At 69.5% G+C, this 26395-nt stretch carries 24 protein-coding genes, 3 tRNA genes and 3 pseudogenes; 20 read left to right on the top strand and 10 right to left on the bottom strand.

Annotated features, from left to right (window positions below):
* Positions 1 to 175 precede the first annotated feature (175 nt).
* The 4 genes and pseudogenes from ACIGXM_RS36125 (at position 176) to ACIGXM_RS36110 (ending at position 2748) form a co-directional block, all read left to right on the top strand.
* Positions 176 to 1154: pseudogene (locus ACIGXM_RS36125) on the top strand (IS5 family transposase).
* Between the two features lie 37 nt (positions 1155 to 1191).
* Complete coding sequence (locus tag ACIGXM_RS36120) at positions 1192 to 1470, top strand: hypothetical protein (RefSeq protein ID WP_396568357.1); 279 nt, start codon at positions 1192 to 1194, stop codon at positions 1468 to 1470.
* A gap of 82 nt (positions 1471 to 1552) precedes the next feature.
* Positions 1553 to 1870 (top strand): annotated as a pseudogene (locus ACIGXM_RS36115) (hypothetical protein); the annotation flags it as partial.
* Between the two features lie 359 nt (positions 1871 to 2229).
* Positions 2230 to 2748 (top strand): NUDIX domain-containing protein, encoded by a 519-nt coding sequence (locus ACIGXM_RS36110; RefSeq protein WP_396568356.1) that lies wholly within the window; start codon positions 2230 to 2232, stop codon positions 2746 to 2748.
* Positions 2749 to 2943: 195 nt separating this feature from the next.
* Here the strand turns inward: ACIGXM_RS36110 and ACIGXM_RS36105 are convergent, their stop codons facing one another.
* Positions 2944 to 3939: a helix-turn-helix transcriptional regulator gene (locus ACIGXM_RS36105; RefSeq protein ID WP_396568355.1), complete on the bottom strand. Its 996-nt coding sequence runs from the start codon at positions 3937 to 3939 to the stop codon at positions 2944 to 2946.
* A 164-nt stretch (positions 3940 to 4103) separates the two neighbouring features.
* Here ACIGXM_RS36105 and ACIGXM_RS36100 point away from each other — a divergent pair, with 164 nt between their 5' ends.
* The 4 genes from ACIGXM_RS36100 to ACIGXM_RS36085 all read left to right on the top strand — a co-directional run bounded on the left by ACIGXM_RS36100 (position 4104) and on the right by ACIGXM_RS36085 (position 7858).
* Positions 4104 to 4526, top strand: coding sequence for a VOC family protein (locus ACIGXM_RS36100; RefSeq protein ID WP_396568354.1), 423 nt, complete (start codon positions 4104 to 4106; stop codon positions 4524 to 4526).
* 294 nt (positions 4527 to 4820) lie between these two features.
* The gene (locus tag ACIGXM_RS36095; protein ID WP_396568353.1) at positions 4821 to 5915 is read left to right on the top strand and encodes a winged helix DNA-binding domain-containing protein; all 1095 of its coding nucleotides are present in this window, start codon (positions 4821 to 4823) and stop codon (positions 5913 to 5915) included.
* A gap of 87 nt (positions 5916 to 6002) precedes the next feature.
* Positions 6003 to 6629: a hypothetical protein gene (locus ACIGXM_RS36090; RefSeq protein WP_396568352.1), complete on the top strand. Its 627-nt coding sequence runs from the start codon at positions 6003 to 6005 to the stop codon at positions 6627 to 6629.
* 65 nt (positions 6630 to 6694) lie between these two features.
* Entirely contained in the window at positions 6695 to 7858 is a 1164-nt protein-coding gene (locus ACIGXM_RS36085; protein WP_396568351.1) for an ATP-binding protein, read from the top strand.
* 593 nt (positions 7859 to 8451) lie between these two features.
* On the opposite strand, the gene ACIGXM_RS36080 is transcribed toward ACIGXM_RS36085, so the two are convergent.
* Complete coding sequence (locus tag ACIGXM_RS36080; RefSeq protein WP_396568350.1) at positions 8452 to 9228, bottom strand: hypothetical protein; 777 nt, start codon at positions 9226 to 9228, stop codon at positions 8452 to 8454.
* Positions 9229 to 9240: 12 nt separating this feature from the next.
* Between ACIGXM_RS36080 and ACIGXM_RS36075 the strand changes: the two are divergent.
* From ACIGXM_RS36075 to ACIGXM_RS36065, 3 genes and pseudogenes are all read left to right on the top strand, one after another.
* Positions 9241 to 9438, top strand: a pseudogene (locus ACIGXM_RS36075) (cold shock domain-containing protein); the annotation flags it as partial.
* A 1009-nt stretch (positions 9439 to 10447) separates the two neighbouring features.
* Positions 10448 to 10585, top strand: coding sequence for a hypothetical protein (locus ACIGXM_RS36070; RefSeq protein ID WP_396568349.1), 138 nt, complete (start codon positions 10448 to 10450; stop codon positions 10583 to 10585).
* Positions 10586 to 10968: 383 nt separating this feature from the next.
* Complete coding sequence (locus tag ACIGXM_RS36065; RefSeq protein WP_396568348.1) at positions 10969 to 11265, top strand: TraR/DksA C4-type zinc finger protein; 297 nt, start codon at positions 10969 to 10971, stop codon at positions 11263 to 11265.
* A gap of 456 nt (positions 11266 to 11721) precedes the next feature.
* Here the strand turns inward: ACIGXM_RS36065 and ACIGXM_RS36060 are convergent, their stop codons facing one another.
* On the bottom strand, positions 11722 to 12192 hold the full coding sequence (locus ACIGXM_RS36060) for a nucleotidyltransferase domain-containing protein (protein ID WP_396568347.1): 471 nt from the start codon (positions 12190 to 12192) through the stop codon (positions 11722 to 11724).
* 420 nt (positions 12193 to 12612) lie between these two features.
* Here ACIGXM_RS36060 and ACIGXM_RS36055 point away from each other — a divergent pair, with 420 nt between their 5' ends.
* Together ACIGXM_RS36055 and ACIGXM_RS36050 are read left to right on the top strand one after the other, a co-directional pair.
* On the top strand, positions 12613 to 12738 hold the full coding sequence (locus tag ACIGXM_RS36055; protein ID WP_396568346.1) for a hypothetical protein: 126 nt from the start codon (positions 12613 to 12615) through the stop codon (positions 12736 to 12738).
* A 1625-nt stretch (positions 12739 to 14363) separates the two neighbouring features.
* On the top strand, positions 14364 to 15197 hold the full coding sequence (locus tag ACIGXM_RS36050) for a hypothetical protein (protein WP_396568345.1): 834 nt from the start codon (positions 14364 to 14366) through the stop codon (positions 15195 to 15197).
* 115 nt (positions 15198 to 15312) lie between these two features.
* On the opposite strand, the gene ACIGXM_RS36045 is transcribed toward ACIGXM_RS36050, so the two are convergent.
* Complete coding sequence (locus ACIGXM_RS36045; protein WP_396568344.1) at positions 15313 to 16335, bottom strand: AAA family ATPase; 1023 nt, start codon at positions 16333 to 16335, stop codon at positions 15313 to 15315.
* Entirely contained in the window at positions 16329 to 16733 is a 405-nt protein-coding gene (locus tag ACIGXM_RS36040) for a hypothetical protein (RefSeq protein ID WP_396568343.1), read from the bottom strand. Before ACIGXM_RS36040 ends, ACIGXM_RS36045 begins: the two co-directional genes overlap by 7 nt.
* Here ACIGXM_RS36040 and ACIGXM_RS36035 point away from each other — a divergent pair.
* The 5 genes from ACIGXM_RS36035 (at position 16723) to ACIGXM_RS36015 (ending at position 20548) form a co-directional block, all read left to right on the top strand.
* Positions 16723 to 16878 carry a hypothetical protein gene (locus tag ACIGXM_RS36035; RefSeq protein ID WP_396568342.1) on the top strand — a complete coding sequence of 52 codons (156 nt, stop codon included), beginning with the start codon at positions 16723 to 16725 and terminating at the stop codon, positions 16876 to 16878. The genes ACIGXM_RS36040 and ACIGXM_RS36035 overlap by 11 nt on opposite strands.
* A 12-nt stretch (positions 16879 to 16890) precedes the next feature.
* On the top strand, positions 16891 to 18006 hold the full coding sequence (locus tag ACIGXM_RS36030) for a helix-turn-helix domain-containing protein (RefSeq protein ID WP_396568341.1): 1116 nt from the start codon (positions 16891 to 16893) through the stop codon (positions 18004 to 18006).
* Between the two features lie 203 nt (positions 18007 to 18209).
* Complete coding sequence (locus ACIGXM_RS36025) at positions 18210 to 18971, top strand: MerR family transcriptional regulator (RefSeq protein WP_396568340.1); 762 nt, start codon at positions 18210 to 18212, stop codon at positions 18969 to 18971.
* 263 nt (positions 18972 to 19234) lie between these two features.
* The gene (locus ACIGXM_RS36020) at positions 19235 to 19555 is read left to right on the top strand and encodes a hypothetical protein (protein ID WP_396568339.1); all 321 of its coding nucleotides are present in this window, start codon (positions 19235 to 19237) and stop codon (positions 19553 to 19555) included.
* A 48-nt stretch (positions 19556 to 19603) separates the two neighbouring features.
* Complete coding sequence (locus ACIGXM_RS36015) at positions 19604 to 20548, top strand: hypothetical protein (RefSeq protein ID WP_396568338.1); 945 nt, start codon at positions 19604 to 19606, stop codon at positions 20546 to 20548.
* Positions 20549 to 20763: 215 nt separating this feature from the next.
* Here ACIGXM_RS36015 and ACIGXM_RS36010 read toward each other — a convergent pair whose 3' ends face one another.
* A complete protein-coding gene (locus ACIGXM_RS36010; protein WP_396568337.1) occupies positions 20764 to 21222 on the bottom strand; it encodes a hypothetical protein in 459 nt (152 codons plus the stop codon).
* A gap of 464 nt (positions 21223 to 21686) precedes the next feature.
* On the opposite strand from ACIGXM_RS36010, the gene ACIGXM_RS36005 reads away from it, so the two are divergent.
* Entirely contained in the window at positions 21687 to 22289 is a 603-nt protein-coding gene (locus ACIGXM_RS36005) for a hypothetical protein (protein WP_396568336.1), read from the top strand.
* A 316-nt stretch (positions 22290 to 22605) separates the two neighbouring features.
* Here the strand turns inward: ACIGXM_RS36005 and ACIGXM_RS36000 are convergent, their stop codons facing one another.
* The 4 genes from ACIGXM_RS36000 to ACIGXM_RS35985 form a co-directional block, all read right to left on the bottom strand.
* The gene (locus ACIGXM_RS36000) at positions 22606 to 23127 is read right to left on the bottom strand and encodes a hypothetical protein (protein ID WP_396568335.1); all 522 of its coding nucleotides are present in this window, start codon (positions 23125 to 23127) and stop codon (positions 22606 to 22608) included.
* Positions 23128 to 23969: 842 nt separating this feature from the next.
* A tRNA-Ser gene (locus ACIGXM_RS35995) sits at positions 23970 to 24063 on the bottom strand.
* Positions 24064 to 24084: 21 nt separating this feature from the next.
* Positions 24085 to 24169: transfer RNA gene (locus tag ACIGXM_RS35990), tRNA-Ser, on the bottom strand.
* Positions 24170 to 24179: 10 nt separating this feature from the next.
* A tRNA-Gln gene (locus ACIGXM_RS35985) sits at positions 24180 to 24252 on the bottom strand.
* Between the two features lie 491 nt (positions 24253 to 24743).
* On the opposite strand from ACIGXM_RS35985, the gene ACIGXM_RS35980 reads away from it, so the two are divergent.
* The gene (locus ACIGXM_RS35980) at positions 24744 to 25070 is read left to right on the top strand and encodes a hypothetical protein (protein WP_396568334.1); all 327 of its coding nucleotides are present in this window, start codon (positions 24744 to 24746) and stop codon (positions 25068 to 25070) included.
* The last annotated feature ends 1325 nt before the right edge of the window (positions 25071 to 26395 follow it).

Below are 26395 nucleotides of genomic sequence, written 5' to 3'. Positions count from 1 at the left end.
TCCGACAACCGCTCACCCGCAGGTGACTTCTTGACCTGCCCCACCCTCGCCACACCACAACCAACGAGACAAGCGAGCCAAAGTCACCAGCATTGCACCTAGGGCCTGTGTGATGTTGTGATCAATCTTCGGGTTCTGCCTCGCCTGGGGGCAGAACCCGGTAGGACTGTTGGACGTGACGCGCAGGCAACTTACGGACGAGCAGTGGAGTTTGATCGAGCCCTATCTGCCGATCGGCAGGTTCGGGCCCTTCCCCGAACGGCGTCGTGACCAGTTCGAGGGGGTGATCTGGCGCTTCCGTTCCAGTGCCCAGTGGCGGGAGATGCCCGAGGAGTTCGGGCCCTGGTCGACGGTCTTCGGCCGGTTCCGGGTCTGGCGGGACGCCGGGGTGTTCAGCGCCCTGCTCGAAGGCCTGATCGCCGAGGCCGCCCGCGAGGGGAAGACGGACCTGTCACTGGTCAGCGTCGACTCCACGACCGTCCGCGCCCACCACGACGCCGCTGGGATGCTCGTCGACGAGGACCTCATGCAGGCCCTGGAGGAGGCAGCGCGCGAGCAGGAGACAGCCCGACAAAAGGGGGCGAGTCGCAGGAACAGAACGGACAGGACGAGCGCAGACGCATCCGACTGCGACGCGGACTCCGCCTGAAGGAGGCCCTGCTCGGCAGGTCGCGGGGCGGGCTGAGCAGCAAGGTCCATCTCGCCGCCGACCGCCGGTGCCGTCCATTGGCGCTTGTCCTGACCGCGGGGCAGGCCGGCGACAGCCCGCAGTTCGTCCCCGTCCTCGCCAAGGTGCGCGTGCGCCTGCCAGTCGGGCGACCCCGCACTCGCCCCAGCGCGGTCGCCGCGGACAAGGCCTACTCGTCCCGCGCCAACCGCGCCTACCTGCGCAAACGCGGTATCAAGGCTGTCATCCCGGAGAAGAAGGACCAAGCTGCCAGCCGGAAACGGAAGGGCAGCAAGGGCGGACGGCCCGTCGGCCACGACACCGACCTCTACAAAGAACGGAACACCGTCGAGCGCCTGATCAACAAACTGAGGGCTGGCGGGGCATCGCCACCCGGTTCGACAAAACACCCGAGAGCTACCTCGCAGGCCTCCACCTCCGCGCCTCGATGATCTGGATCGACGACCTCGTGCAGCCGCCCAACTGATCACAACATCACACAGGCCCTAGTCCGCGACGTCGCCGTGCTGCTCGGACCGGGCTGGGACCTGGCTGGCTGGAGCTGGCACCCGGGCGTGGTCGAGGTCCGCCACTGCGGCCGCGCGCTCGGCTGGGTCGAACACGGCCTGGGCGGCACCGACGGATGGGCCCCGCTCGTCGACGGCGGCTTCCTCGAGGACGTCGACGGCCCCGAGCGCCCGCTGTTCTGCGGCACCGCCGACCACGCCGCCCTGCTCGTGCGCCGCGCCCTGGACCAGGGCCTGATCGAAGGCGCCGCACCGCTGCCGACCCGCGCTCGTTGACCCGCACGTGAGCAGCACTCCGGCCGCCCGGCCGTTCTCGTCTCCGCAGGAACCCCTCGGACCACATCACCAGGAGGAACCAGTGTCATACCCGCAACTGCTCACCCCCGAGGAGAAGCTCGCCGACGCGAAGAAGCTGTTGAGCCTCCCGCGTATCGTCGTGATCTGCGGCTCCACCCGCTTCATGACCGAGATGAACGAGGCCGATCTGCGGGAGACCAAAGCCGGAAGGATTGTCGTCAAACCGGGCTGTGACATGAAGTCGCCGCACGAACTTTGGCCCGATCCTGTCGAGGCCGAGGTGCTGAAGGTTCAACTCGACGATCTGCACCGGGCGAAGATCCGGCTCGCTGATGAGGTGCTCGTAGTTGGCGACTACATCGGAGACAGCCCCCGGGCCGCTGGTGAGTTTCGCCTCGAACCCGGTGAGTTTCGGGTGTCGTCGCAGGTCAGAGGCCGGTTAGAGCGGACTGCGGTACGCCGTCCGGGTGGCGGTGGGGTTCGGCTCGGCAGCGCGGTGGGCAGAGCCTGCGACATGACGACACCCATCACCAGGCACCCCCGCCGTCGGAGCCGCCGTCCGGCCGCGCCCACCGCGTCCGCGCCCGCTTCCCCGGTCCGCGCCGGATGGCCGTCGGCCCCGGCCCGGCCGGGCGGCGCCGGGTGCTGCCGGACCTGGGCCAGCGAGCACCTGACCCCGGGCGGGGTGGTCGTCCGCACCACCTGGCACGAGCCGGCCTGCCCGGCCTGGGCCCGGCAGTGACCGCCAGCATGGTGGCCGGGCCGGTCCGGGTGCGGGTGTGCGCGGTGCTGGTCCACGACGGCCGCGTCTGCCTGATCCGCCGCCAGCGGGAAGCCGGCCTCCAGCACTCGCTGCCCGGCGGCCTGGTCGAGGACGGCGAGGACCCGGCCGACGCGCTGCGCCGGGAGCTGCTCGAGGAGCTCGGCCTCGACCTGGCGGTGCTGCCCGACCCGCCGGTGCTCCGCTTCGTCCAGGAGCAGGAGACCGAGCGGCCGGGCGAGACCACGCCGTTCCGGCGCCAGCACCTGGTCTTCACCGCCCACCTGCCCGACCACCTGGTGGAGGCCGTCGCCCTGGTCGAGCAGGACGACCCCGGCCAGGCGCCGGTGGTGTGGCTGCCGGTGGCCGACGCGGCCGGCCTCCACCTGTACCCGGACGTCGGCGCCGTCCTCGACCAGGCCGTGCGGCCCGACACCGAGACGGGCGGCCCGGTGCTGCTCCCGGCGATGACCACCACGTCCTACCGGTGGCGCTGACCTCCCGCGCAGGCTGTGACTGTGCGCCGTAGATGACCAGAGTTTTCCCGCTACTTGGCCTGGTTGCTTCTGACCAGGGTGGGCCTCCCGGGCACCGGGCGGCGGGGGCGGGGATGGCGGGCGTGTTCGGGTGGCGGTGGCCGCCGCGGCCGGCTCTGCCAGGGTGGGGCTGGGTGGAATGGCTGCTCCTTGTGCTCACCGTGTAGAGCCGGTGTCTGGCCGTGTGGTGTGTGCGGCGTGGGTGTAGCGGGTGGCAAGGTCTGCGAATGCGGTTGCCAGCTCGGGTGGGCCGATGACTTCGATGTCGGTGTCGAAGCGGCCGATGGCGGCGGCGAGTGCAGTCCATGACCATGAGCCGAGGGCGAGTCGGCAGCGGTCGCTGCCGATGTGTTCGACGGTTCCGTCGTGGGCGAAGGGGGCGACGTCGGTGGCGGGCAGGTGGAGGATGACTTCGCCGCGGCACGGCCACTCGGCGGTGGTGCCGTGGCTGCCGCGGAACCGGCTGGTGATGAAGTCGGAGACGTTGCCTCCGGGGATGTCGCGCGCAACGAAGCGGGGGCCCGTGGGGGTGTGGGGGCGGATGCGGTCGGCGCGGAATGTGCGCCAGTCCTCGCGGTCGAGGTCCCAGGCGAGGAGGTACCAGCGGTCGTGCCAGGCGGCCAGGTGGTGCGGCTGGACGCGTCGGCGCTGTGCGACCGCGGTGTTCGGGTCGCTGACGTAGTCGAAGCGCAGTTCCTCGCAGGCACGGATGGTACGGCCCAGGTCCACGAGGACCTGTCCGTCGACCCGGGCCGGGGCGAGGTCCTGGGGCGGCCGGACCACGGTGATGTGCAGCAGGTCGATGCGTCGGCGCAGGTGGGGCGGCATGACCTGGCGAACGGTGGCCAGGGCGCGCGCGGCGTCCTCGGCCACTGCGGTGCCGGCCGCGGTCTGCAGCGCCACCGCCAGGGCGACGGCCTGGCCGTCGTCGAACAGCAGGGGCGGCATGCGGGTGCCGGCGTCGAGGCGGTAGCCGCCGGCCGGCCCTTTGAAGGTCAGGATCGGGTAGCCGAGTTCGCGCAGACGGTCGATGTCGCGGCGCACGGTGCGCGGGGAGATGTCGAGGCGCTCGGCGAGGTCCTCGCCGGACCAGTCGCGGCGGGTCTGGAGCAGCGAGAGCAGCGAGAGCAGTCGCGAGGATGTCTTCTGCACGTCCCGCATTGTGCCTGCAGTACAGGACACAACCTGTCCGGTACCCCTGGCATCGTGGCTGCCGAGCCGCCCGGGGAGCCACCGCCCCCGGTCACGGTTGCCGCGCCGTGGGTTCGGGCAGTGCAGCGGCGCACCTTTCGTCCCATCAAGGCAAGGAGCGGGCCATGTCCGTCACGACCACCACCCACCTGAACTTCCGGGGCGCCGCGCGCGGGGCGCTGGACTTCTACCAGTCCGTCTTCGGCGGACGCACCGTCGCCGTCACCTACAAGCAGGCGGGCAACGTGCAGGACGAGAACGAGGCGGACTGGGTGATGTGGGGCGAGGTGGTCGGCGGCAACGGATTCCACGTCATGGCCTACGACGTACCCTCCCAGCTGCCGTGGCACCAGGGCGAGAACCCCTTCTTCGTCTCCGTGCGAGGTGAGGACACCGAGGAGATCAGCGCACTGTGGAACGGGCTCGCCCGGGGCTCGACGATCGTGCGTCCACTGGCGCCCGTGCAGTGGGCACCGCTGTACGGAATGCTCACCGACCGGTTCGGCATCACCTGGGTGCTGGACGTCACCGCCCCGTACAGCGGCTGATCCAGCCGGCCTGACACGAAGGCGCATCCAGGCCGCTGCGGCCGCGCGGCCGCAGCGGCCCGCACACGCAGGAACCGAGCAGGCGGACAAGCGACAGGAAGAGGGTCACCATGCGGACACCGCGGCCGGGACGCACCGGCGTCACCACCCAGTGCCTGGGCACCACCGTGTCCGGCACCATGAGCCCCTCGGACCGCGACGACTGCGAGAAGCATGATCCACCGGGCACTCGACGCGGCCGACCAGCCGCGTCCCGCCGCCCGGCCCACGAGCGAGCCGCAGCCTGAGAACGTCATGACCGTCCTCGACGTACGTGCCCTCAACCGTGCGACCCTCACCCGCCAGTACCTGCTCGAGCGCAGCGCCACATCCGTGCCGCGGGCGGTGGCGCAGCTGTGCGGCTTGCAGGCGCAAGAGCCCCAAGAGCCGTTCATCGGCCTGTGGTCCCGCCTGACCGGCTTCAAGCCCGAGCAACTCGACGAAGCGCTGACGGAACGCCAGGTGGTGCGCACGCACCTGATGCGACGCACCGTCCACCTCGTCACCGCTGCCGACGCACTCGCCTGGCGGCCCCGTCACGACACCATGCTGCGCCAGCGGGTCCTTGGCACCTACCGGCGCGAACTCGCCGATGTCGATCCGGACGAGCTCGCCGCGGTCGGCCGCGCGGTCATGGCCGACCAGCAGCCCCGCACCATGAGCGAGCTCGTCCGTGCTCTCGAAGACCGCTGGCACGGCCCACCACGCCGCGCCCTGGGAGAGCTGCTCGTCGCGGCCCTCATCCCCATGGCCCAGCTACCGCCCCGCGGCCTGTGGCAACGCAAGGCCGGAGTGCGCAATCTGCCACTGGCCACCTGGCTGGGCCGGGACACCGACCCCGAGCCCACCGCTGACAACGATCCGGTCGGGCAGCAACTGGTACGCCGCTACCTCGCCGCCTACGGCCCCGCAGCCAGCGCGGACCTCCGCTCCTGGTGCGGCCTCGCCGGCCTCCCCGCTGCCATCAGAGCAGTGCGCGAGGAACTCGTCGCCTTCCGCGACGAACGCGGCCGGGAACTCCTCGACCTGCCCGACGCGCCCCGTCCCCACCCCGACACACCCGCGCCCGTCCGGTTCCTTCCGGCCTTCGACAACGCGATCCTCGGCTACCACGACCGCAGCCGCATCATCGACGACGCCCACCTCGGTCTGTCCGTCGCGGGACACCGCGCCGTCCTCGTCGACGGCCGCGTCGCCGCCACCTGGACCGTGCGCAACCACCAACTCCGCATCACCCCCCTGCGCCCCCTCTCCACCGCAGAACAAGAAGCTGTCCGCGCCGAAGCCCAAGACCTGACCGTCTTCCTGAACGAAGACATCGAACACGTTCAGCTCAACACCGAAAACTGACGATCACGCACCTCGGCTCCGCCACCCGGCAGGACCACTGGAGGCTGGCCAACAAGCCGGGAAGAGGTTGGCCAGCAAGCCTGCAAAGTGGCCAGCTATCGCGCTCGCCGCAGTGACGGCCCGATCTTCATGGCATGGCCCGAGACGGGGACCCGCGCGGCCACCCCAGAGCTGGCCCAGGCACCGGGCAAGGAGGCCCGCCGGCGGCAGCTCGACTACGCAGAACGGTCCGCCGTTCCGGGCAAGCAGGCCAGCGCGACCACGTTCTACAGCGACCCGCCGGCCACGCCGCTGGCCGCGGTGGCCGTGTTCGAGATGGCCGACCGCCTTCTCCGCCGCCCGGACGAGGCCATCGCCTCGGCGGCACTCGGACCGCTGGCCGCCGAGGCGCGATACGTCAGCCGGAAGGTCAGCTACAGCATCCGCCGGGCTGGGCACCCCGATCCCCCTCCAGACTGCGATCCTCGCCCACCGTTGACCCATGTAGGGGCTCGGAGGCGGACCGGACCAGTTCTGTGGTGGTGCTGCGGCGGCGAACTCCTGGGCGACGCGCAAATTCACGAAATTGGTGGCCTCGGTGCCGGTGGGAATGGCGTCGTACGCGGCTTCGCCGGGCCCGTGGCGGAAGTCCGGCGCCAGTTCGCGACCCCGGGGTCGACTGCCTCCGGACGGGCTTTCACCTGCCCGTCTGTGGACTCGGCAAACATAGCCTGACCTGGTGTTTTCCAGGGATTCGCCTATGGTGAGGAGTTCTGCCGGACAGCATCGGAGGGGACATCATGAGCGGGGAAGCCAGGGAGTACGACGCCAGCCAGATACAGGTGTTGGAAGGGTGGGAGGCCATCCGGAAGCGGCCCGGGATGTACATCGGCTCGACCGGTGAACGCGGTCTGCTCCACATGGTCTTCGAGGTCGCCGACCGGGCCGTGAACGAGGTCCTCGCCGGCCACGCCAGCTGCGTCGACGTCACTCTCACACCCGACGGCGGCGTGCGTGTCGCCGACGACGGGCGGGGAGCTCGTATCGACGAATCGGGAGCCAGCGGCATTTCCGGCCTCGAAGCTTTGCTGACCTGCTTTCAGACCGGGGCGGGGACCGGAGGCCGCCACGACGTGACGCTCGGCTTCCGCGTGGTGGGGCCCTTCGTCGTCAACGCCCTGTCGAGCCGGATGGCGGCCGAAGTGCGGCGCGGGGGAGCCCGGTGGGTCCAGGGGTACGCGCGTGGCGTGGCCGTCACTGCGCTTGCAGAGGCGGGCACCTCGACCGGAAGCGGGACCACCATCACCTTCTGGCCAGATGCCGACATCTTCGGGGCTGCGGGGTTCTCGTTCGACGGCTTGGCCGAGCGCTTCCGGGAGCTGGCTCTGCTGAACAAGGGCTTGGAGATCTCTCTGACCGACCAGCGCGGTCCGGGCGAGTCCCGGTCGGCACGGTTCCGGTGCCCGGGCGGCGCGCGGGACTTCGTGGCCCTCCTCGACGAGCAGGAAGAGACGCCCCTTCATCCGCACATCATCGGTTTCGAGCGGGAGGACCCGCGAATGGCCGGAACGGTGGAGGTCGCCCTCCGTTGGCGTGACTCCCCAGAGGAACGGCTTCGGAGCTTCGCCAACAGTCGACCCACCATCGGTGGCACCCACGAGCGCGGCTTCCGCGACGGAGTGGCGGCCGCAGTCACCGCGTACGCACGGGAACAGCGACTGCTGACAACGGCGGACCCCAACCTTGACGGCGATCGAATCGGCGAGGGCCTGACGGCGGTTGTGTCAGTGAAGCTGGACGATCCCGAGTTCGAAGGCCCCACCCGGGGCGTGCTGGGCAACGCCGCCGTGCGAGTCTGCGTCGAAGGGGCCGTCCAGCAACACCTCGGCAGGTGGCTGGAAGAACGCCCGGAGCGGGCCACAGCTGTCATCGGCCGGATCATCAAGGGCGCCCGTCGGGACTGACCAGCAGCAGGCCGCCTGCTGGTCCCAGGGAACCGGCCAGCAGGGCGGTCGGCAGCACACGGCGGACAACCAGTGACATGAGCCGTGGCCAACCAGCCTGCTCAGGCTGGCCAGATAGCGTGAAAACTGTGGCCATCAACCCTGGAAAGTAGCCATCTACCGTGCACAGTCACACAGACCGCAGCTGGCCCGGCGCGGGTTGCTTCTGAGGTTGCCTCTGCGGTTGCTACTCGGGGATGCTTCTTGGGCTTGCTACTCGGGGTTGCGTCAGGCGGTGCCGCCGGAAGCGGGTTTGCGTAGCTCAGCGCCCGTTGTCCATAGGTCGGCGGGCGCCGACTACTTCTCCCTGGGCACCTCGGCGGGTGCTGGGTGAAGTCGGGCACCGGAACGCCGAAGGGGAAGAAGAGCAGGAGAGTCGGCGCGCAGAGCAGGAGCGGAGACAAGATCCCGGCCACCTGATGCTGCGCGCCGACGGCGTGACGGGTTGTCCGCTGCGCGGTGGCCCGGCGGCCCCGCTTCGCGGCGCCACCGGCCAGGAGGAGGAGCGAGGAGGAAGGCCGGCGGCAGGCCGCCCAGCGGCTCCCGCTCGCCGCCTACAGCTCCGTCCACCCGCACGCCCGCCCGCTGCCGCTGAGCGGGTGCCAGATGGGTGCGGACGGGCCGCGCTGGATGAGGTCCTCGATCCGGGCGGCGCCGGCCGGGACGGCGGCCAGAAGCTCGGCCACGGCCGGGTTCTCCTCGGCGGCCAGCCGCAGGTCCGCCACCGCGCCGCGCACCCCGGCGGCCGCCGTGCCGACCAGGACCACCAGCAGCTGCGGGAACGCTCGCCAGTGGCGCTCCCATGCCCGGCCCCGGCCGTCGTCGCCCGCCTGCTCCCACAGGGCGGCGCAGGCCGCCAGCTGCGCCGCGGTCTCCTCGGCGCCGGCCCCGGGGCGGTGGCGTTCGACGAACGCCCGCAGCCGGTGCCGCTCATCGCCGGTGCCGGCGGTGTACGCGAGCTCGGCGGCGGGCCGGTACGCCCCTCCGCCCTCGACCGGCAGCGCCGGAGTGGGCAGGAGGTCGAGCGGGCCGCATGCCTCACCGCGCTCCCGGGCGTCGGCGACGAAGGCAGAGTGGATCCGGCCGACGTCGAGCAGGTGCTCGCGCCCGTGCCGCACGGCGAGCTGCTCGCCGTCCAGCGTCTGGGCGGTCGGGCGGCGGGCCTCGGGGAAGGTGGCGGCGACGGTGCAGCCGGCCGCGGTGAGGTGCCAGGCCTTCGCCCGGCCGGCCTGCGGCAGGGTCACGAACTCGGCCAGGCCCTCGGCGTGAAGGCGGGTCAGCCGCCGAGCGGGCGGCAGGACCGGGACGAGGGCGGCACGGCGCTGCCCCACTCCAACCGGCCCATGACTGGAACCGTGAAGTGGTACAACGCCGAAAAGGGCTTCGGATTCATCGCCATGGACGGCGGCGGCCCGGACGTTTTCGTCCACTACAGCGCGATTGAGATGGAGGGCTACCGGACCCTGGAAGAAGGACAACGGGTCTCCTTCCGTCTCTCCCACGCCTCCGGTCGGCCCAGCGCCATGACCGTGCGCCCCGCTCCCACCGACACCCAAGGGTGTTGTCAGCGCCAGTCGAGTCCGAGTGCGGAAAGGTCCTGGGTGAGCTTGGCGCGGCGATGGCGCCTTCCGGGCCGCCCGTCTCCAGTTCTTCTGCGTGCTCCCTGGGGACGGTCACCGTCCCGGTGTGGGCGTGGTACTGGGTGAGCGCGACTAGGCCCCGGCCGCACCCCCGGGGGGGTGAGTGTCGGTGGTGGCCAGGGAAGTTCGGTGACGGGTTCGTAGCGGATGCCGTCGGTGGGTGGGCTGGCGGGTTGGTGGTCGTCGATCCAGCGGCGGTTGGCGGTAATGAAGCTGAGCAGGGGAATGGGCGGGAACGAGGGTCTACGCGGGTACAGGCCGGGTTCCAGCCGCAGGCCGCGGACCATGGTCGGCGTGAAGGCGGCGGGCATTTCGTAGAAGGACAACGAGCGTGGGGCCAGCCAGGTGTAGGCGGGGTCGGGGTCGAGGTCCAGGTCGATGGGGTCGGCGTCCTGGACAACGCGCCAGATCCCGCCTGCGGCGGCGTGAAGGGTTGTCCGCTGCGCGGCGAGGGGAGGAGAGACGCGGCGGCTGGGTGGGGTCGCCGGGTGTATGACCAGTACCACCGCACCAACCACACCGCCGGCGCCGACTGCTGCTCGGTGGCCAGGTCCGGGAGTACGTCGAGCAACTCGGGCAGCTCGCGGGCGCCGCCGGCGTCCAGGACCCGGCGGATCGTCTTCGGGCCGACCTGGTGGCGGCGGACGAACGCCTTGACGGCGGCGCCTTCGCCGAACGCCCCGATCACCTTCGCCGCCTGCTCCGGGTCGAGCGCGGTGGGGCGGCCGAGCGTCTTTCTGCGCACGCCGCCATATCCGCCCCGTGTCGGCGCACCACCCGTCATTTCTTACAGGCCCATGACGGTCGGACGCTGATCATGTTCCGTACTGGCGACACGCTGGATAATCCTGGAAACTGCAGGGCGCACGACGGCGCCGACCACGGCACGTCCACGGCAGCGGAGGCAGTCATGTCCGTACTGGGGCAGCTCCACGAGCGCCAGGAGGACATGGCGATGGCCGCCGCCGGGGCCAAGCGAGCACGCCTGGAGGCTCTCCCCCACCCTCGACCAGGGCCGGCGGAGGACGGCCGTTGCGGCGACAAGTAGGTGGCCGTCGCCAGGATCGAGTTTTTCGGTCGTTCGCACCCCGGCCGCCGCGCTTACCGAGTGACGCACCGACGGCGGTAACCGTGCGAATACACAAGCTGCACGAGCGCATTTGGCTGCCGACAAGACACCAAACACAGAGTAAGCCGACCCGCCACGTGAGGACCGGACCTATGCGCGCTTTCGCCAAGGACAACGAGCCCAACGCCGGCCACGGCCGCGTCCACCAGAACCACCGCCCTGCGGCGCCTGGGAGTGGGACGCAGCCCTATGGACTTCTCGGACTGCAGAGCACAGCAGGGAACGCAACTGTCGTCCAGATGCTCCGTCGGGCCGGCCATCCATGGGCTATACAGCGGACGGACACGGACAGTGCGGACTACATGAGCTCCACCCAGAAGGATCACTTCCGGCGTCTTCTACTTCAACAGCGCGATCAGGTGTTGTCGGAAGCCGGCGTCCCCAACGCGTCCGATGAGGCGACGCAACAGGAGGAGAGCGAGCTGAAACTGCGCACGCGGGACAGGGAAAGGAAACTGATCGAGAAGATCGACGAAGCACTCTTCGCTCTCGACAAGGATCATTACGGGTACTGCAACTCATGCGGCACCGCGATCGGCCTTCGGAGGCTGGAGGCAAGGCCGACTACCACCCTGTGCGCTGACTGCAACCCGGGTTGAGCGACTCTGCCGGGGATCCGGTCGCGCCCGCCGGGTTCGCCCAGGAGTACAAGATGCTGCGGTATGCCGAGCATCCGCCACCCGAGCCGGCCTGTTGCCGAAGCATCGAGGAAGCCGCCCGTGCGGCGAACGCCGCGCTGCGCCCGTGCTGGACGTGCACTGGCTCGATCGGGGGGAAGGCGGGCTCGGAGCTGGAGCTGCGGGAGAAGGCCGGTCCGGACCGGTTGGAGTGCCCGCAGTGCGCCGCCGACCGGGGGGGTAGAGGAGCTGGGCCCGCTGGTGCTGCCCGCCCCGACCAAGCGGGAGCTGGTGACCGCGCTGGTGTCCGCCCGGATGATCCGTGGTGGGAGGCCCGGGTGTTGCACGCGAGGCTCTACCCGGTGCGGGACCGGCAGGTGTGACCTGTGGTGCCGGAACGGGAACCGGTCTGGTGCCCGGTCGGTGTGGTCGCGGTGGCTACTGCGGGGTCTGGCAGGCGGTGAGGAGGCCGGCGAGGAGGCCTGTCGGGTCGTACAGCAGGCGGGCGCCGTCGGTCACCACGCGGTGGGTGCCCGCATCGACTGGTTCGGTGGTGGCCCAGGCGGGGGAGCCGATGCCGATCTCGACTTCCAGGCCCGAGTCCGTGACGTGCCGCCGTTCGGTGATCGGTCCCCACGCCTGGGCACGGAGCAGGTCGCCGAGGCCGAGCTCCCGGGCCCAGACGGGGTTGTCGAGGTAGCGGGACTCGTCGGTGGTGAGCAGGACGACATCGACATCGGAGTCGGGCCGTGCGGCGTCGCGGGCGTAGGAACCGACCAGGAGTAGACCGACGATGTCGTCCCGGTCCCGCGCCCACCGCGTGATGAGGTCGAGGAATCCCTCGACCTCGGCGATCCGAGCCAGGGGCAGGGCAGCCCAGCCGTCCGCTGATCGATCGTCACCACTCATCGGCTGTCATCCCCCCTTGCCACACGCCCGCACCGGCGCCCGGCCCCAGTCTCCCAGACCGGCCACACGCACCGCCCGACGGCCGTCCTTGCGCCCCAGTCCCGCGGTCCGGACCGGCGCTGAGTACGGCCCGCTTGGGCCGCAGGATGTGACCTGTTGGTGCTGTGGTGTGGCGTATCGGTGATTCGCTGGTTGATCTTGTTGGTGAGGTGGGGGTTTGCTGGTTGATTGAGGGGCGCGGGGTGGGGTTGGGCTCGTGTTCGGGGGTGGGTGCCGGTTGTATGGGTGTTGCTGGCTGGTCGTCCTGGCCGTGTGGCCTGGGTGTTTGTGTGGTTGGTTGAGAAGTTTCCGATGGCATGAGAAGTGGTGGGACTTTCCGCAGTTTGGTTGAGAGCCCGGTATGCGGGTGGGCCGGCGTGGATGGCTTCCTACAGCGGCTACGGGCATCAGCACCCCGGCGGCTCCTACTACCTGGTGAGCACCCGTCAGGCTCATCGCTTCGATGACGTCTTCGGTGTCGGCGGCGGTCTGCAACGCGCGGGCTGATGGCGCATTCAGCGTTCGGGTGGTGGAGCAGCTGATCTGGCGATTTGGTGAAGCCAGACGCGCGCAGCGTCAACTGCGCGATATAGCACCTGGTCGTCTGCCCCTGACCGCGTGGTCACGCCCGCTGCCCGGTTGATCCGCCCGTTGACCTCGCGATGTGTCCTCCCGGTCATGGCGACGAGTTTGTTGACCAGGTGGGACAGCTCATCTCTTGGTGGAATCCAGTCCTCTGGAGGGGTATCCCACCGGTGGTTGTCCCAGTAGTCGTTGTAGCTGAGCTCCTCTCGGGCGGAGCAGGGGGCGCAGAACTCGAGGAGGCCGTCGACTTCAGTGGTGCCACATGACAGGCAGACGTAGCCATCGCAGTGGGCGCACAGGCACGACGCGCTGTCTGAGTCGCGACCCCACGCTTGTTCCTGCGAGACGCACTGGTTTATGCAGGGCTGCCGCACTGGTTGGAACGGTCGAGGAGTGGCTGCTTCGTCCGAAGCCTCGCGTTCGGCTCGCTGCGCTGCCCAGTGTGCCTGTAGCTCTGCGGATTGGCGTTTGCGAGCCTCTAGGCAGGCTGTCCATTCTCTCTGGGTCATGTGGGCGTGGCAGGCCGCGACTGCGGGAGGGAGGCCGTCGTAGGGTCCGGGCCATTCCGCTGCTTCCCTGCGGCAAGGCAGCCCCGTTGATTTCGCGAGGCGCGAGCATGTCGGCATGGTCAGCCACGTTAGCGAGCGGCTGGACGCCACTCGCAGCGACGGTACGAGGTGCCCTCGGCATCGCCCTGGCGTCATGGGTCGTATGGGGGGTGCACCAGATAGACGGAGAGGGACCGATGGTTGATCGGCCCCTCGTGGTTCAGCCTGCGCCAACAGGCGTTCCCGTGCTTGTGCGAGGCAACGGTCCGGATCAGAGACTGAGGTGCCAAACGATCAAGCTGCCACTCGCAAGAGAGCGGCTTCCTCATCATTGCAGAGATGGTGCCCGCCCTGGCAGCGGAGCTGCCTGTCATGTGTACAGCAGAAGACAAGGACTGAAAAACGATGCGCTGACCTGCGCTTTTTCTTGAGATCAGGATTTTTCAGCTCGGACCCCCGGATGGTGTGTCCAGATTGTGAATAACCGCCTTCTGGTTTTTCACCTTCTGTACAGTGCGAATGGACAGGCCGTCGGCGAGTCGGGGACGATGATGCTGCCGCTGGATGGCGCCAACCGCCCAGCTGCCTAGGCACGGTCCGGATCAACCTGCAGCACATTGCTGCTCCAAAGATTCAAGAGGTGCATATGTCTCGCAAGAGGCGAACTGTTCCTCGGCGCGAAGCCGCGCCGATCTCCGCTCTCCTGCTGATCGTCTTCATCCTGGCGCTCCTGCTCAAGGGTTGGACGATCGCTGCAGCCGTTCAGGCGGCTGCAGCAGCCGGCCTCCTTGCGGCCGACTTGCGCCGCCGCTTGGCCTAGCCGTCGGATGACGCGGGGCTCCATTCATGAGGAGCCCCGCAGTCTTTGCTTCCCTGGGGAGAGAAGTGGGTAGGCCGACAGTTCCTTTGCCGTCTGACGGGGCGGATCCAAAAGTTGTTGAGTTTGCTGCGGCCCTGCGCGTCCTGCGTCAGAATGCGGGGAATTTCACGCTGTCTGAGATGTCGCAGATGTGTGACGCATCGGTCGCCTCGCTATCTGGAGCAGCCGGGGGAATGAGATTTCCGACATGGCGCACGACTAAGGCCTATGTCGAGGCATGTGGCGGCGAAATTGAGGAGTGGCGTCGGAGATGGGAGGAGGCGAGCAGGGATATCAGATATAAGAACAATCATGCTGCTATTCCGTTAGACGATCTCACTGCGGAGACCAGGCGCAGAGCCTCGTGGGGCAAGACCTGGAAGCGCTGGCAGCGAACCGGGAGCATGACGCCGCCGCACCGGGCCTCTTCGTCTCTTGACCTTCGACTCTCCATGGAATCGCTCCGACAGTACAGGTCCCTCTCTCTTCGTGAGGTCGCTCGAGGCTCCAGATATTCGCACTCGGCGATTGCTGCGGCCATATCCGGAGCGAGGCCGGTCAATGTTCTGCTGCTGGTTTCCTATCTTCAGGCATGCGGTGTGGATAATTTTGCCGACGTGACCAAATGGCTTCAGCTACTGGCCATGGCCCATCCGGGCGAGGTGCCCAAGGTGGAGCGCGAAATTGGAAGGCTTGAGATCCTTTCGCTAGGGCATTCGGGGTGGGATCGAGAAGGATTGAAGAACGGTGCAAATCGTCGAATTCGAGAAGCTCAAACGCTGAAGAAATCGGATGCCCTGCGGTCCTGGATTCTACGGAAGCCTCCAAAGGAAAAGAATAATATAATTCTCGCCATTGTGAGGGAGACTCAGGTTTCTCTGCATCAGATCAACGGGTTGCTATATGATGAGCGTCCGCTTCCCGATCGCTTGGCAGTGCAGATTATGAAAGCCTTCAAGCTGAACGAGTTTTAGAAGAACAGAGTTTATCGTGCCGTGATCTGTCAACCTGTGACTGGGGCAGACTGTGCTGGTTCGGGCCATCCTTGCGTACGCTCGGTGGCCTGAGCACATGACTGGTCGGTCGGGTTCACCGGATGCGAGCGCGGGTTCGGTGGGTGGGGCGGTGGTGTTCTTCGGCGAGGTGGTCGAGGGTGATCGCGTCGAGGGAGGTCTTGGTGATCTTCTCGGTGCCGTCGACGATGGCGGTGATCGCGGCTTCGCGGATGAGGCGGGAGAGGCTGCCGATCCGGCCTGCGGTCCGCTCGTGCAGGTAGGGGGCCAGGCGCCGCAGGGAGCCGGGGCGGTGGGCGGTGAGGTCGAGGGCGTTCTCGAACGCGGCGACGGTGGAACGGAAGGGTGTCTGGTGGCCGTGGCGGGCGGGCAGGGGGTCGCAGTCGACCAGCGAGGCGCGCCCGGCGAGCTGGGCGCCGCGTACACCGGAGAACAGCGGGGTGTCGGTGACGTCGACGCCGGCGTACACGAACGTCGCGGGAAGCCGTTCGGAGAGGTCTTTGAGGAAGTCCGCGGCCTCGGCGCCGCCTGTGGTGCGGGGGTTGAGGCGGTGGATCTCGTCCACCAGGACCAGGCTCACCCCCAGGCTGGTGTACATGCTGCAGACGGTGGCGGTGAGCAGGGCCTGGGTCATGCGCGGGCCGACCGGTAGGCCGACGAAGCGGGCGAACTCGGCGGCCAGGCTCTTGGCGCTCGCTCCGGGCGGCACCAGGATGTACGCGACCGGAGCCCGCCCGGGCATCGGGCTGGATAGGGACCGCTGGTGCAGCTCGTAGGTGCGCCCGACTTCCTGCAAGGCGGTGCTCTTGCCGGTGGTGGGCGGCCCGGTGACGATCAGTCCGGGGCGGGCGGTGCCGTCCTGGTGGCGCCCGAGCAGTGTGAGGGTGCGCACGCTGGTGGTGATCTTGTCGAGGGCCGGGGTGCGGACGACGACGAATCGGGAGTGGTAGGCCAGGCGCTGGGCGGCGCTGCGCCGGGGCCCCTCGGGGGAGGGCGGTGCGGGTCGTTTGCGGTCGACGAAGCGCCGCCACTCCTCCCAGGTGGTGGGCGTTGCGCTCCCGGCCTGGGCCGCGGGCTGACGGGCGGTCGGGGTCACCACTGCTGCGCCTCCTCGGCGGCGTCGAACAGCCCGAAGCCGGCATCCGCGTCGTCCAGGTCGTCCGCGTCGTCCCAGCCGGGAGCGGCGTCGTCGAGGCCGTCCTCGTCGTCCTCACCGCCCGGGGCCGGACTTCCCGGGGTTGGCACCGGCGTGGGCCACGGTGCGGCGGCGTCGAACAGCGTCGCGGGGGCCTCGTCGGGCCCGGCCGCCGTCCCGGGCCGTGCGACGCTGGCCGGCCGTGGCCTTGGAACGGCGTGCCCGAGATCGTCCGGCTGCTGCCCGGGGCGGGAGCTCTGCGGGGCGGCGGTCCGCTTCCGCTGCCTCGTCTTCCCGCGCGCTCGGGCCCGTCCGTCCGGGCGTGCCCTGACCGGCGGGGAGGTGACGGTCGTGGTGGTCATCATGATCCTCGCCGCCCTCCTGGTGATCGGCGGCCAGACGATGGCCGCCACCCTGCAGTTCCTGGGCGGCGTGGTCTTCCTGGCTTGCCGCACCGTCAAGGGCCTGCGCGACGCCCGCCCGGGCATCCCGGCCACGGGTATCTGACCGAGCCCGGGTATGGGACGGCGCGAGAGCGCCGTCGCCGCGGACACCCGACAGTTGGAAGCGCTGGCGCTGTGGCTGCGCGAGCAGCGCCGGCGCGCCCAACTCACCTACGCGGCGATGGCCACCATCACCTCTTACAGCACCTCGATGCTCTCCCGGGCAGCGGGCGGTCGAACCGTGCCGTCCTGGCGGATCGTGGAGGAGTTCACCAAGGCCTGCCGGGGCGACCTGGCCGAGGCCAAGCAACGCTGGCGCAAGGCACGCTGGGCCGAGCAGAAGCGCCGCCGGGCCAGGGGCGGAGACCTCGCCCAGGCCGTCGGCGACCTCTACAGCCACCGCCTCGTCCACCCCGAGATCATCGAGACCTTCGCCCAGCTCTCCCGAGCGATGATCGAACTACGCGCCAAGTACGGCCAACTGTCCGACACCGAACTCCAACGCCTGGCGGGCCTGACCCCCGACGGCGAGCACCGCCTGCCCCGCAGCAGCCTCGGCGCCATCCTGCGCGGCGAAATCCTCCCCCTGCGCCGACACGTCACCGCCTTCACCGAAGCCCTGGGCCTGCCACCACGCGTGGTCACCCAATGGGAAGAAGCCTGGGAACGCGCCCGCGCCTCCAAACTCCGCCCACCCGCGCCCAGAGCCCCCCACCGGGCCCCGGAGACGAACACGCCCGGCCGTCCCCCGGTTCGGATCCGCATCAACATCCCCGCCGAACCCGCCCCCGGCGGTTCCATCCCCGGCGGTCGCATTCCCGGCGGTCGCATTCCCGGCCAGAGCTTCCCCGGCGGGCCCGACTCCGCGGCCACGGCCAGAACCATGCCGCTGTCGCCGGGCCTTGCCTGGGGCGAGAGCCTGCTGCAGGACGTCAGCTTCCTGCGCACCCACGGCCTGCCGGTGGACGTCAAGCACGCCCGCCCCATCTGGCCGGGACCCCAGGAACCGTATCCGCCGGCGGGACTGACCACTGCGGGCCTGCCGATCCGGGTCCCGCGCCGCTACGACTACTTCCGGCCCCCCACGCCCGGCGAACAGGCGCAGCCCCGATTGGCCGCCCGCTACTGGCCGACCGACTTCTTCGGTCCGCCACAACCCATCCCCGTCACCCCAACCCCCCGAAGCCAGTGAACCCCGGCCGGCGGGCGAAGACCACCCCGGCACGACACGGTATGGATCACCGACTCGACGCCCGTGCCCTGCGGCGGGCCTCAGGTGCCTGGACAGGGAGAGTCTGGACGCAGGGCTTGAAGCTGCCGCTGCGGCAGCTTCTACCGTGCTGAGCAGGGCCGGAAGGACCAGCCCTCGGTGGAATGTTCGTGAGGGAGGCTGCCATGGCATGGCCGATCGCCGAGGTCGTGCGCATGTCCGGTGTGACGGCCCGGACGCTGCGGCACTACGACGAGATCGGTCTGTTGGCACCGGCCTGGATCGGCGGCAACGGGCACCGCTACTACGAGGAGGCGCAGCTGCTGCGGCTGCAGCAGATCCTCGTGCTGCGGGCGCTGGGCATGGGGCTGTCCGAGATCGGCCGGGTTCTGGCCGAGCAGGTCGACGAGTTGGAGGCCCTGCGTGGTCACCGGCGTCGGCTGCTGGCCGAGCGGGACCGGCTGGACGCCCTCGCCGGCACCGTCTCTCGCACGATCGTCGAACTGGAGCAGTCCAGGAAGGACGGTGGATTCATGACCGGCATCAACCGCCCGGAGAACCTGTTCGAAGGTATCCGGCCCGACCAGTACGAGGAGAGCCTGCGTGACTTCCCGGAGCATGCCGAGGAGGTCCGGCGCCTCACCTCGGCGATGAGCGAGGCCGAGATCGAGGCGGGGCAGCGTGCGCGTACGGCGCAGATGATCCGGCTGGCCGAGCTGATGGCCGCCGGCACGCCCACGGACGCGGGCCCGGTCCAGGCCGAGGTCGATGCCCAGTACCGGGCGTTGATCGAGGTGCGCGCCGTCGGCCCCGAGGAGTTCCGCGCGATGGGGCGTTCCTGCGTGGACAACGAGCAGTGGCGCGCGGTGTACGAGGCGGTCGCGCCGGGGCTGGCCGCGTACCAGCGGGACGCCATCGAGGCGTACGCGGCGACCCGGCTGGGCTGAGAGGGACCGGCCGCCGCCGTGGGAACGACCCACGGCGGCGGCCGGTCCTCACCGCGGGCCGTGCGCCGCTGCATCCAGTACGAGCCGGCCCCGCCCTGCCCCGCCGACGAGCCGGTCGCCGACGCCGACTGAGCAGCGGCGCAAGGTAGCCCGGCGGGCGGCCGACCTGATCGGGGGACAGGTCGGTTGCCAGTTGCTCCGGCGGCCGTTGCCTGGGGGACTGGCGCCGAGCCGGCCCCGCGCGGCCCGGGGCCTGCCCGGCGGTGCGCCGTCTCGCCGCCCCGGGGACGCTGCGCCCCGCGGCACCCACGGTGCCGGCGGGCCGGATGGTGTACTGGTGGCGCCGGGCCTGGCCCGGGCACACCCGAGCTGGGTACCCGCCGGTTGCCCTGGTCGTCACCGACGCCGGACCGGTCGCGCTGGCCAACCGGCAGGAGGCGGTGGCGGAGCTGTCGGCGGAGTGCTGGGGCGGGCAGCGGTACACGGCGCCCCGGGATGACAACGACGGGGACGGCTGGCGCGAGTACGACGACGCGGTCCCGGTCAACGCCTCAGTGGGATCCGGGGATTGGCGGCCCGTTTGACACTGGGTCGTCCTATCATTCAGGCAACTTCATCGAGGAGGCGAGTCGATGCCCGCTGTCACGGCGCGTGTGCTACGCGAGGCGATCGGGGTCTTCTTCAAGGACGCCTTCAACGCGGATACAGTCGAGGAGATCTGCACCGAGATGGGGCTGGAGCCGCCGGCCCCGCCGGACGACGTCGCGTTCTCCAGCAAACGCGGGTACGTGGTCCGCCGCCTGCAGGGCAAGCCGCTTGCTGACCTGGTGACCCTCGCCGTCCGCCTCGATGAGGAGCACGATGTCCCCGCACTGCGACAGCTGATAGCCCAGGTCGGTCCGGTCGGTGTGGCGGGCCAACCCAAAAACCTGATCTTCGCCGCCCTCGGTCCCAAGCACCGCATGGTCCTCAGCGACGCGATCAACAACGACATCCAGCTCGTCGGGAACGAGCAGTACTGCCTGCACTACGACCAACCGCTGGACGCGGCAGGCCTCACCTGGCGCCAACTGACCGAGTGGTGGGCTGCCCGAGAAGGGCTCGCAGCGAGTACAGAGGAGCAGGTCTCCCAAAACCTCTACCATCGGCTCCTGAAGTCAGCCGACAACGAGGCAGAAGAGCTGATCCTGCGCCGCTACGCCCAGCGCTACGTAGATGTTGGGCCAGACATTCCGGCCTTGATCCCCCAGGTGTACCTGCACTACGACCCCTACACCCGGCGCGACCTCGGACCGGCGGGCCCAACCTTGCCGCGCCAGCGGATGGACTTCCTCCTGCTGTTTCCCAACCGGACCCGGATCGTCATCGAGCTGGACGGGCGCCAGCACTACGCCGACCCGAAGACCAAACTCTCTGACCCTGACCGGTACGCGGCCATGGTCGCTGAGGACCGCCGCCTGCGACTACGCGGGTACGAGGTCTACCGCTTCGGCGGCTCCGAGCTGGTTGACCGCGAAGCCGCATCCATCCTGCTCGATGACTTCTTCACCCAGCTCGCGGCCCGCTACCAGCCGTAGACCGCAGGTCGCCCCGGCGGTTGCTGCTCCCGCTACCAGGCCAGGGGCCTCCCGGCCTGTGGCAGGGCGATGTCTTCGACCAGGCCCCCGGCCTTGAGGCGGTGCAGCCGCCGACGCATTTACCGCTTCCCGATGCCCTGGGGCACAAGTGCGCCTGCAACGGCGGCGAAAGCGACTGCCACTCCGGACTCGACCCGACGTCGGCCGGGGCCTTCTCAGGTGCCGAGGTCTTGGCGCATGAGGTGGTGGAGGCGGTCGCGTAGCTGGCCGAGGTAGTCCTTCTGCTGTTCTAGGTCGGCCGGTTCGGTGTGCGCGGTTGCGACGTATTCGATGCGGCTTCTGAGGGCTCGGAAGACGGTGTCGGTGGCGTCGATGATTCCGGGGGGTGCGAGGACATGGATTCGCTGCCGGATGGCGCCGAGGTCGTGCGCGGTGAAGGCGTTGTGGGCGGCTGCTCGACGGCGGTCCGGCGGCTCTGCGCTGCGGAGGATGCTCAGGAGGTCCTGGGCGGTGTTCTCAAGGGCCGTCAGGAACTCGGTGTAGGCGCGGAAGCGTGCTTCGAAGGCACTTCTGCTGATCTCCCATTGCCTACGGCGCTGATCACCGAGGTGGGTGGCGAGAATGCCGAGGGCCACGCCCAGCAGTGCGCATATGGGGGCTATCCAGTCGGCCATGGGGACGACGTACCCGTCAGCAAGTTGACCTATGTGGGTGTGACCTGAAAACACTAAAGGCCGAAATTTGCGCGCTTGCGTATGTTGTCTGGACCATTTTGGCGGCGGTTCGGGTGGTCAGCAGGCAGTACTCGCCTCGCCGGTAGCTACTGTGCGTGTCCACCCGGAGGTGTCGAGGGCGGGGGTGGCTCGCGATCACCCCCTACCCTCTGACGGGGGTGAATTTCGTTTCTGGCCGCGACAGATGAATATCTGAGAATCGCATACGGTACTTCTTGTCTGATATTTCCAGAGAGGATTCTGGGGAGGCTTGTTCGAGTCTCTGGCGCCGGGTGCCGGGATTGCGCGGGCGTCGTCCTGACGGGGGCTGCAAGGTCGGGGCCGGCCTTCAGGTGGCGCTGGTGGGCGGGCGTGCTGGTCGGGGACCGGGTGAACCTGGTGGACAGCGGCACTACCGTGGGCGCATGGGTTGGTCGCTGGGATACCTGAAGCCGCGTGAACCGGAGCTCCTGGACGCGCTGTTCATGTCGGCCGGCCGGGCGTTGTACCTGGCCAACGCGTTCGAGTCGAAGTGCAAGTACTTGCTTCGAATCGGCAACCTCATGGATGCGTTCGAGGCCGATCCGGTGGTCGCACTCCAGGACGCGATCACGGCGCTCCCGGCGGACAAGATGCTTGGGCCCACGCTGCGCGATCTGGGTGACCACCTGTCGTGGGCCAGGTCGTGGGACACTGACGTCCTCGACAAGGCGCGAAAGGCCCGGAACTTCATCGCGCACGAGGGCGCCGACGTCGGGTACATCTGCTACGCGGACGTGCGGCAGATCCTCGCCCGTGCATCCCGCCTGCGTGACGCCGTGACAGACCTGATTCGGGGAGACAACATCGTCTCGTTGTGGGTCTTTGGGACCGAGGAGCCTCACAAGCCGCCGCCCACGCACCTGATCGATGCGTACCCGGCGATGGTCGAAGACTGGGTATTCGGGCACTTCGGCGACCTGCTGAACGCCGACAAGCTGCCCGCGCAGCGGGCCACGCCGGAACCCGAGCAGGACAGCGCTTCCTAGGTTGCTGACCACAGCTGACCGCCGCCCTTCGGGCCCGTGGGCCTGTTTCTAGGCTTGGTCGCCAGGCTGCCGCCCGCTGCCGTGTTCTGGCTGCCGTGACGTCGGCTTTCAGGCTGTGCCGGAGGGCTCTGACGTGCGCTGTCCGGCACACTGGCGGCTGGCTGCTGCGCCTGCGTCGGGGTGGGGGTGTAGGCGGTGGACGGGTTGGCGTTCTGGCTGGGTGTCAGGTCCGGTGCGGCGTGCCTGCGGTTCCTGCTGGGCGTTCGGTACCTGACTGTCGTCGTGCTGGGCTGGCCTGGCCCTCGTTCGGGTTGGTTCAGTCCTTGTTCGGGGTGGTGTGGAAGCAGGTCTCGAGTTGGTCGAGGGCGTCGAGTGCCTGGTCGTAGATGTTGGTTGCGGGCCATGGCGGGGTTTCGGGGTGCCGGGACCAGGTCGGGTGGACGACGGCGATCCAGTAGGGGGTCCTGCCGGTGCGGGCGTTCTCGTCGTCGAGGCGCACGAGGACGTCGTCGCAGGCCCCGCACTCCAGCCAGGGGGTGAGGGGGATGCCGTGGAGCGGGTGACCGGGTGCGATCTCCTGGAGGAGTTCGCCGGCGATGGCTGTGGCGCGGGGTGAGTTCTCGACCTCCCACCACCACTCCTCGGCCGCTTCCAGGTCGGGGCACCAGCGGAGCGCGGACGTGGCCCTGGCCGACACGCCGAGCGCCTCGGCCAGCTCGAGGAGAGCGGCCCGGTCCGCGCGGAGCAGTGGTGTGTGGTGGTCGGAGAGCTGGTCGGCGAGATCCTCGACCGCAAGCTCCGGCTCGCCCGCGTCCCAGGTCGACAAAGTGGCGGCCACCGGTACGGCAGGGTCGAGCAACCCTGACAGTCGCCGGAACTCGGTGCGGTGAAGTGTCCAGGGAATCGTCACGGCGCCCATTGCATCAAAGACCCGCGGAGAGCGGCTTTGCCGCCCCGCCTGCTCCGATCGGCCCTGGCACACCCCACGCGGTCCGGGATGTGGCCCGGCCGCTGCGCCCCTGCCCGCCCGCCACCCTGGCGGCGCCTGCTGCGCCCTGGAGCGCCGTTCTGGCGGGCGTTGCGCTCAGCCCTGGTGGGGCGGGCCTGGGTGGTGGTGGGTGGTCAGGTGAAGAGGTCGGGGTGGGGGCAGACTTCGAGAGGGTCGTGGGGACGGTCTGCCCATTGCCACCAGACGTGGCTTCGGGGGCAGCCCCAGACAGCGCGGCATGTGCGTTTGCCGTCGTCGTCCCGCTTGAAGCGAGCCATGGCGAGCCCGGTGAGGGGCCGGCCGCACGCGGGGCAGGCTGGCTGACTGCTCTCGGAGGACATGGCTCGCAACGGTAGAGCAGTCATTCCGCAGCGTGCGGTTCGCCGGTCTGCGGCTCACCGCCCGCCACCGCGTCCTGGTCGGCCGCCAGGCGCAGTGCGGCGGCCACCTAGGCGGGGACGGCCGGGGAGGGTGCGGGGCGGGTGGGGGAGCTCTCGTCGTCCGTGGCGTGGTCGTGGCGCACCGTCGGCCCGGGCGTCGTGGGATCGGCGGGGATCGGCGGCTCCTGCGAGTGGACCGGTTGGTGGGTTGCTCGCAGGGTGGTTGGTTGGTGGGCGGGGCCGGAGTCGAACCGGCACGGCCGAAGCGGGGGCTTTACAGGCCTTTGGGCTCTCCCATGCCCAGCACGCCCTTGGCGGAGGAGGTGGGGGTCGAACCCACACGGGTGCTCGCGCACCCAACGGTTTTCGAGACCGGGGCCGGCGCCGCCTGTCGGCTGGCTCCTCCAGTGAACTGCCTTGTGCTGCGCGGAGGGTGCGCGGATCGAACGCGCGCGGGTGCGACCCCGACGACGGCTTAGCAAGCCGCTGCCTTACCACTCGGCCAACCCTCCTTGTGCTGCGCTGCCGGACGAGGATTCGAACCCCGAATCTCCTGAACCAGACTCAGGCGTGCTGCCAGTTGCACCATCCGGCACTGCGGGGCGGCATGAAAAAGGGCCGCCCGGGCGGGGACCGTTCCCCGGGGCGGCCCGGCCATGAGCCGGGGAACGCGCTACCAGGAGGTCCCGTAGGTCTGGGGACTCGAGGAACGCTGATACGAGAAGGCGGTGGTGTTCACGGTCGCGCTCCTTCCTGGTCGTTTGGCGCGATGCGCCCACTGTGCTGCACCCACGCCGGGCGCCACAACCGCTTTTGCCGCCCGGCGCTCGCAGGGCGGGCACAGGGCGCGCCGCACGAGCCGGCCGGGACGCCGCCGGCCGCCAGGCCGTCCTACTGCGCCCCGCCGCCGTGCTGCCTGCTGCTGCGCGCCGGCCGCCGTCCTGGTCGGCGGTCGGCCGTCGTGGGGGCGTTCTTGTGGTGGCTTGGGCATGGCTGCGGAGCGGGTGCTTGTTCCGGTGGGGCCTGACGGCATGGGTCGCTGGACCGGGGGGCTGCCGGTGTCCGTGGAGCGTCATACTGCACGTCGTGGATCGCGAAGACCTGATGGCTGCCCTCGAACGGCATGGGACTGATGCCGCCGGCCAGGTTGCCCTGGCCCTTCGCGCTGGGGCTTCGTTTCGGGTGTGGGCCGAATCGAGGGTGCCGGCCAGCCGGCTTTTCGCCATCTGGGCATGGCGGGCCCAGTGCATGGCGGAGGACGGCATCGTCACCTGCAAGGACTTCGAACAGGGACTGCCCGACCTTCGGCGTGCGGGTGACAGCCCGGTCGCCCTGGGGCGGGTGGATCTCACCGAAGACGCGCGCCTGGTCTTCCTGACCGCCGATCTGAGCTCATGCGTTGCCGTGCTGTAGCACTACGAGGCCGTTGACCAGGGTCCTTCACAGCTTCGATGTCCGTCCGGCTCGTCCGCCTCGGCGCCGTCCTCGCCGGCCGCCTCGCTGCCCGCTGCTGGGCCCTGGCTGCCGTCCTGGTTGGCCGTCAGGCCGTTCCGCTGCGCCGGCGTGGCCGTCCTGCCGCCCCGCTGTCCCCGCCGCTGCGCCCTGGTTGCCGTCGGGCGGTGGGCCTCTGCTCGCCCGGGGGCCCGCTTGCCCTGCCGTCTCGGGTCTTGCCCTGCCCGTCGTCTTGGCCCGATGTTCGATTTAGTGTCGCGGCTCCGGTGATTGCTCCGGGGCCGGGCTTCCCGGTTTTCCCGGCGGGTTCCGTGCCGGCGTCGGGGGTCGGAGGCCCCTTTGTGGCGCTTTCGAATTGGATTTCTCGATGCTGCGCCGCGCGTGGCTTTTTGTTTCGCTTCGTTAATGGGCTGGATTGCAATTCGCACTCTCCCTGGTGGTGAAGTCGGATAGGGCTGGTGCGGGCAGTTTCTGCAAGGCGGTCTATTCGTTTCTAGCGCTCGTTCACGGATGGGTATGATAGGTCTCCGTATGGTGCTCCGGTAAATGCTGCCGGAAGCGCTCGGAGATCTACCCGGTGCCGCAGGCGGATTGTGTGGCTGAGGTTCCGTCAGGGACCGGCGCGCGGAGTTCCCGTGAGGGCCCGCCACGGGGCCCGGGCGGGCACGCCCGGGCTGGCGGTCCAGGAGCTGGGCGACGGGGGCCGCAGGCCCGCCCTCAGGAGTGGTGGTTGGGCCGTCAGCCCAGCAACCACAAGGCGAAACCAGGCCCTGGGCACCCCACCGGATGGGATCGGGGAGGGGTCGGGAGGAGGAGGTTGTGACTGATACCCGAAGTCCACGACACATCGTCAACGCCCGGGGCCGCAGGCCCGCGCCGGCGTCCTGTCCGATCGGGGCAAGGGGCTGCTACCCGAATTCCGCGTCACATCGTCAACGCTCACCCCCGGGCGCAGCCCGGGAAAGGCTGCCAGTAAAACCGGCCCGTAGGGCCGTGAAAACATCGGCCGAATGAGACGGAATGCCGACAGGTTGACGGGCCGTAGGCCCGGGACAATGCCACCGATAGGCGGAGCGCAGCGACGCCCGACGCTCGCCCTGACGGGCCCGCACGTGCCCGAGAATTCGCCGCAGGCGAATTCTCCCCAACCACGCACCGCCCGCCCCGGCGCAGCCGGGGCCACACCACGCACGGTGACGGCGCAGCCGTCACCCCCGCACCTGGCGGTGCGTCAGCACCGCCCAACGGGCCGTCAGGCCCGTTGCAAGCCGTAGGCTTCCGCCCAC

It is taken from the genome of Kitasatospora sp. NPDC052896, assembly GCF_044547075.1.
Classification (GTDB): domain Bacteria; phylum Actinomycetota; class Actinomycetes; order Streptomycetales; family Streptomycetaceae; genus Kitasatospora.
Note: the sequence above shows the minus strand (reverse complement) of the source record. Positions and strands in the feature narration are given on the sequence as shown.